Annotated in this window: 5 protein-coding genes; 4 read left to right on the top strand and 1 reads right to left on the bottom strand. The window is 37.3% G+C overall.

What is annotated here, in order from left to right; translation table 11 throughout:
• Positions 1 to 148: 148 nt before the first annotated feature.
• The 4 genes from ACIQZ6_RS11445 (at position 149) to ACIQZ6_RS11430 (ending at position 4,515) form a co-directional block, all read left to right on the top strand.
• On the top strand, positions 149 to 664 hold the full coding sequence (locus ACIQZ6_RS11445) for a PH domain-containing protein (RefSeq protein ID WP_395811211.1): 516 nt from the start codon (positions 149 to 151) through the stop codon (positions 662 to 664).
• On the top strand, positions 661 to 2,118 hold the full coding sequence (locus ACIQZ6_RS11440; protein ID WP_395811209.1) for a PH domain-containing protein: 1,458 nt from the start codon (positions 661 to 663) through the stop codon (positions 2,116 to 2,118). Before ACIQZ6_RS11445 ends, ACIQZ6_RS11440 begins: the two co-directional genes overlap by 4 nt.
• Positions 2,119 to 2,429: 311 nt before the next feature.
• The gene (locus tag ACIQZ6_RS11435) at positions 2,430 to 3,029 is read left to right on the top strand and encodes a DUF1080 domain-containing protein (RefSeq protein WP_395811207.1); all 600 of its coding nucleotides are present in this window, start codon (positions 2,430 to 2,432) and stop codon (positions 3,027 to 3,029) included.
• 109 nt (positions 3,030 to 3,138) lie between these two features.
• Positions 3,139 to 4,515, top strand: a complete 1,377-nt coding sequence (locus ACIQZ6_RS11430) for a Gfo/Idh/MocA family protein (protein ID WP_395811205.1) — start codon at positions 3,139 to 3,141, stop codon at positions 4,513 to 4,515.
• Between the two features lie 69 nt (positions 4,516 to 4,584).
• Here the strand turns inward: ACIQZ6_RS11430 and ACIQZ6_RS11425 are convergent, their stop codons facing one another.
• Positions 4,585 to 5,565 carry an acyl-ACP desaturase gene (locus tag ACIQZ6_RS11425; RefSeq protein WP_395811203.1) on the bottom strand — a complete coding sequence of 327 codons (981 nt, stop codon included), beginning with the start codon at positions 5,563 to 5,565 and terminating at the stop codon, positions 4,585 to 4,587.
• Between the last annotated feature and the right edge of the window lie 298 nt (positions 5,566 to 5,863).

Raw genomic sequence — 5,863 nt, 5'->3', positions numbered from 1 at the left:
CGGCTGCCTTATTAAAAGATCTTCAGCAGAATGTTATTGCCGGCGAAAATATATTCGATAGCTTAATGGAAGTATGTAAGGTTTGTTCGATTGGACAGATCTCGCATGCATTATACGAAGTTGGCGGACAATACAGGAGGAACATGTAATGCAGTTTTCAAATCCAGATATAGATATTTCAACACTTCCAAAAGCAGAAGAAAGCAAACTGATACCGGTTGATGAACGGCATTATACCGTCGTAATGTATTACCAAGTAATGTATTGGATCATCTTTTTTTTAGCCACACTGATTGTAATGATCCTCAACAAAGAATTTCACAGCTGGATGATGGTTGGGATAACACTCTTAGGTTTTGCAATTCTTTGCTTTCTCAGCTTCAGATTATCTTTTCTGAATTTTAAGAATAAGGCGTACGCGTTCAGGGAGCATGATATCCTATTTCAAACAGGCTGGCTCAAAAAAACTCTACATATTTGTCCGTATAACCGGATTCAGCATTGTTCAGTAGATGCCGGGGTATTTGAAAGAAATCTAGGCATAAGCAAACTCAATATCTATAGCGCAGGCGGAAATAATTCTGACATTGTCATACCTGGACTAACACCTGAAGATGCCAATAGCATGAGGGAACTGATTATTCGAAAAAACCAGCAGGAATGAGTGTGAGTGATTGGGGCGAATTCCAACGTCAGCCATTTTTGGCGGCAGGACAGATCTTCTTTAAAGCTTTTATTCAGGTACTAAAAGCCATATGGCCGCTAGTTCTTATCACGGTAGTGAGAGCAGACTCTGAACAGAGTATTCCTGTAGACTTCTGGTTTATTCTAATCCCGATATTCATATTTATTAAGGCCCTCGTCGACTATTTTTTCTTCAAATTCAGAATTACAGACGAAGAAGTACAGGTAAAAAGTGGAATTTTTTCTAGAAAACAGATCACCCTACCACTTCATACCATTCAAACCGTTCATATCAATCAAAGCTGGATTCAAAAGATCTTTAACCTCTCCGAATTGGCTTTTGATACCCCCGGATCTGGAAAGGCAGAAGTGACTATTCAGCTTGACAAAGCGCAGGCAGCGCTGGTAATGACTTTTGTGATTCAAAAAAGTAAGGTTGTAGAATCGGTTGAAAACAAGGATAAAATGATTTCCGAGCTTAGCTTTAAGGATCTACTCAAGTTGGGAATAACGTCAAACCACTTTGAAACAATGCTGATTCTGATCGGTCTGTTTTTATCGTTCTTGAATAATATAAAAGATATTATTCAAGACGATAACGAAAATCTGTTAGAAGATTCTACAAATAAGATCTTAGAAAGCGGCATCCTATTTATTGCTATAGGAATACTTGCTATTTTCATCTTGTCGGTTTTCGTTTCTTTGCTCCGAACCGCCCTAAGCTATATTAATTTCCAGATATCGAAAACGGTAAAAGGATTCAAAATCAGCAAGGGACTGTTCAACAGTTCTGAAAAATTAATTCCATTTAAAAAAGTACAATTCTTATCATGGAAGACCAACTGGCTACGAAAAACCATCGACATGTACCTTTTCGAATTTCATACCATCGGTGGTAAAGAGGTACAGAATAACCTGAGAATTAAAGTACCGGTTACCTCAGAATTAATACTTCAACAACTCATCAAATCATACTTTCCAGATATTCCGGAAAAGTTTGATAGTAATTTGAGGGTGCATTCATCTTATATGTACAGAAACATCTTATTCTTTGGCATAATCCCTTCTCTGGCACTCTCAATACCACTCTTTATGTTTGCTCATGAAAAAGCGACCTTGCTTTTATTTATACCATTTTATGTAACTCTATACTTTTGGCTATACAGCAGAAAATACCTCTTTTCATGGACCAGTAATCTCATCCAGATAAATACTGGTGTTTTTGGAAACCGAACAATAGTTCTGAAATGGGAAAAAATCCAGTCAGTCAAAATTTCTCAAAGCTTGTATCAGCAGCATAAATTTCTCGCCGACCTGATTATAAATACAGCAGTTGGGCCTATTAAAGTACCCTATATTCCATTGAAAGCAGCTAGAGAATTGCAAAATTTTGCCTTGTATAAAGTAGAAAACAGTGAAGAGGGTTGGCAGTAGCTATTCATAAGTAGAAATAATCAAGTCCTTAAATCATTTTTAAAATTAGTCAACGATTTAGAAACTTGCTTAGCACACAAGAATCTAATAACTTAACCTAATCAATAATCCTTAAAAGGAGTCGCCATCAGGGGGAATATTTATTAAAAGCTGGAATTAAACAAGAAGAAAAATCAAATTTATAGCACTTACTGGCTTCTGGGATAATGGACAGATAAAAAACAGATCTATATTAATTGTAATTTCTATACTACAGGTTTTGAAAACGTTTTTTTAAAACTATATTTATTTATAAATCAAAAAAAGACATCATGAAATACGTATTATTAATTTTTTCTTTCTTTTTAATCTCAGCAGCTACACAAGCACAGAGTACAAAAAAACTATTCAATGGTAAAGATCTTGCAGGATGGACTATTCACGGCACCGAAAAATGGTACGTTGAAAAAGGCAATCTTGTTTGTGAAAGTGGGCCAGATAAAAAGTATGGCTACCTGTCTACAGATAAAAGCTATAAGAACTTTGTTCTTGAGTACGATTTCAAACTGGAAGCAAACGGAAATAGTGGTGTATTCATTCGTTCATCAATTGATGGGACAAAGATCAGCGGATGGCAGGTAGAAGTTGCTCCTCCTGGAAATGGCACAGGTGGCATTTATGAATCTTATGGCAGAGGATGGTTGACTAAGCCAACTGCTGAGGTAGAAAGCGGATTAAGTCCTGAAGGATGGAATACTGGTAAAATTCAGGTGATTAACGATGAGATCACAACCTGGTTGAACGGAAAACAGATCTCCTATTTAAAAGATGCGAAGATCGGTGCAGGAAATGGATTCATCGCACTTCAAATACATGACGGTGGTGGCATTAAGGTAAGATGGAAAAACATCAAAATAAAGGAGTTAAATTAATTTAAGATTTAATTGGCTATAAAAGCTGATGAATACATACACTTTTTAATGGGCCATTATCAAACAGGCACAATTAAAATAAAACATCTTATTTAAAACTTACATACGAATGAAAACCAGTTCCGAATCATCCCGCAGAGGCTTTATAAAAAAACTTGCTACATCTACAGCCGCAGCCGCAGTTGGGAGCAATGTACTTGCATCAACTACAGAAAACCATATAAACCTAATTACTATACCTAAAAGGCAAACAATTAGTGCCAACGATAATATTAACATCGCTCTGATTGGTGCAGGAGGAATGGGTACTGGCGATACACTAACTGCCTTAAAAGTTCCGGGAGTAAAGCTTGTAGCTGTATGTGATCTGTATGATGGTCGTTTAGCAGATGCAAAAAAGCGTTGGGGACAAGATATATTTACAACTAGATCATATAAAGAAATTTTAAGCCGTTCAGATATTGATGCAGTAATTATTGCTACTCCAGATCATTGGCATCAGCAAATATCTATCGATGCCATGCGTTCAGGCAAACATGTTTATTGTGAAAAACCGATGGTACATGACATATCAGAAGGTCCGGCAGTAATTAAAGCTCAAAAAGAAACAGGAAAAGTATTTCAGGTAGGAAGTCAAGGGGTTTCGTCACTTGGAAATGAAAAAGCCAAAGAACTATTAAAAGATGGGGCAATTGGACAGCTTAACTTTGCTGAAGGATTCTGGGCGCGCCACTCTCCAGGAGGAGCATGGTCATACCCAATTCCGGAAGATGCTTCTGCAGAAACTGTAGATTGGGAAACTTATCTAAGCAATACCACAAAACGTCCATTTGATGCAAAACGTTTTTTCAGATGGAGAAATTATCGTGATTATGGAACAGGAATGTCGGGAGATTTATTTGTTCACCTGTTTTCAAGTTTGCATTTTATCACCGATTCATTCGGTCCGAATAAAATATATTCATCAGGAGGTTTAAGGTATTGGAAAGATGGCAGAGAGGTTCCAGACGTGCTTTTAGGCATATTTGACTATCCAGATCAAGCACAGGCTCACCCCGCATTTAACTTATCGCTAAGATGTAATTTCATTGATGGAACTAGCGGAAGTACGATATTGAAACTGATTGGAAGTGAAGGAGCGATGGATATTGGATGGGATAGTGTAACCTTAAGAAGAAATAAGAATTTTTCTAGTGATGATCCTTTCTTTATTGAAAGCATGAAGAAGGCAGGCACACCACTAACTGACAGGAAGAGAATTCTACCTCAGGAAGAATATACATTTTCAGCTGAAAAAGGTTATATGGGTGGCCCATATGATCATTTCGTGAATTTCTTTAATGCCATTAAAAACAATGGAAAGGTTGCTGAAGATGCCATTTTCGGATATCGAGCAGCAGCACCTGCATTATTATGTAACGACAGTTATAATAATGATACAGCCATTTTATGGAATCCCGAGAAGATGCAATTAGTTAAAAAATAAATTGAATTATAAAAGAAAACCCGATCAGTTTAAATACAGATCGGGTTTTCTTGTTTATACTATATAAAACTATCCAGCTATCCAGCTGAATTTATATTCAAGTGAAGGATTTTTCATTCTTTCTGCCACTCTTAACAAACGGTCAGGTAAATTCATTACATAATCACGTGCCTTTTCACCGGCCTCATTTAAGTCGCGTATTTTTTCAATATGCCATTCATCAATGAGTTGCTTCATAATCTGTACATAATCTACAGCAGTATAAACACCAAGGCGTTGAGCAGCATCGGTAAAATGACCAAATGTCTGTCCCATTTGCAAACCAACTTCACGAAGGAAGTGTGCAGGCATAACAATCTTATTACGCATCATATCTTCAAAAGCAATCATAGCCTCGCTAGGATCCACTTCGAAAATTCGGAGCATAAAATCTTTATAGGCTTTGGCGTGTCTAGCCTCATCGGATGCAATTACACCACACATTTTTGACAAAAGTGTATCTCCTTCAGTTTTAGCTAGAGAAGCAACTCTTCTATGAGATATATTAGTAGCGAGTTCCTGAAAACTTGTATAGATAAAATTTCGGTAAGGATCATGGCCGGTACCAATATCAAAACCATCTGCAATAAGATACTGAGTTGAAATTTCCATTTGGCGCATGTCAACACGGCCTGACAAATAAAGGTATTTATTTAGCAAATCACCATGACGATTTTCTTCAGCAGTCCAGTGTCTTATCCATTTCATCCAACCATTTTCTTCGTCTTTTGATATGCCATCAACCATAGTCAACCAAGACTCATAAGTAGGAAGAGCTTCTTCAGTGATCGTATCACCGATCAAAACAGCTACCAGATCATAAGAAAGAGCTTCTGCATTTTCTTTAAGGTCTTTGATTTCTGAAAAGAAAGTATCGCGGGTTGAATCAGGCAAAAAATCAGATGGCTGCCAATTTGTTTCGATAGGCTTGAGGTAATCATGCATTTTCTCGAGCATATATTTTTCAATATGCATTAAAACCTCTCTACGGGATCCTATATTGATATTCATGTGTATTGCTTATTTTGTAAATATACAGATTAAGGCTGATTTGAAGACATGAAAATGTCAAAATATACCATAAATCGTCAGGATATCAAAAAAGCCAATAGTTGGAAATGGGGGTTCGTTTAATCTTTAGAGCTTACAGACAAATCTCGCAAGCAATCCGGGAGGGAAGGTACCGACCCTGACCTTGGCGAGTAAACAAAAAAGCCTCAACAGTTTCCTGCGAGGCTTTCTATAAAATTGGGCACCGACCTACTCTCCCACCTTTTACGGCAGTACCATTGGCTCTGGCGGGCTTAAC

The sequence above is a fragment of the Daejeonella sp. genome (assembly GCF_044348475.1).
Classification (GTDB): Bacteria; Bacteroidota; Bacteroidia; order Sphingobacteriales; family Sphingobacteriaceae; genus Daejeonella.
Note: the sequence above shows the minus strand (reverse complement) of the source record. Positions and strands in the feature narration are given on the sequence as shown.

Coding starts and splice junctions, on each gene's coding strand:
- ACIQZ6_RS11445 (WP_395811211.1), top strand. CDS start 149: ATGCAGTTTTCAAATCCAGATATAGATATTTCAACACTTCCAAAAGCA.
- ACIQZ6_RS11440 (WP_395811209.1), top strand. CDS start 661: ATGAGTGTGAGTGATTGGGGCGAATTCCAACGTCAGCCATTTTTGGCG.
- ACIQZ6_RS11425 (WP_395811203.1), bottom strand. CDS start 5,565: ATGAATATCAATATAGGATCCCGTAGAGAGGTTTTAATGCATATTGAA.
- ACIQZ6_RS11435 (WP_395811207.1), top strand. CDS start 2,430: ATGAAATACGTATTATTAATTTTTTCTTTCTTTTTAATCTCAGCAGCT.
- ACIQZ6_RS11430 (WP_395811205.1), top strand. CDS start 3,139: ATGAAAACCAGTTCCGAATCATCCCGCAGAGGCTTTATAAAAAAACTT.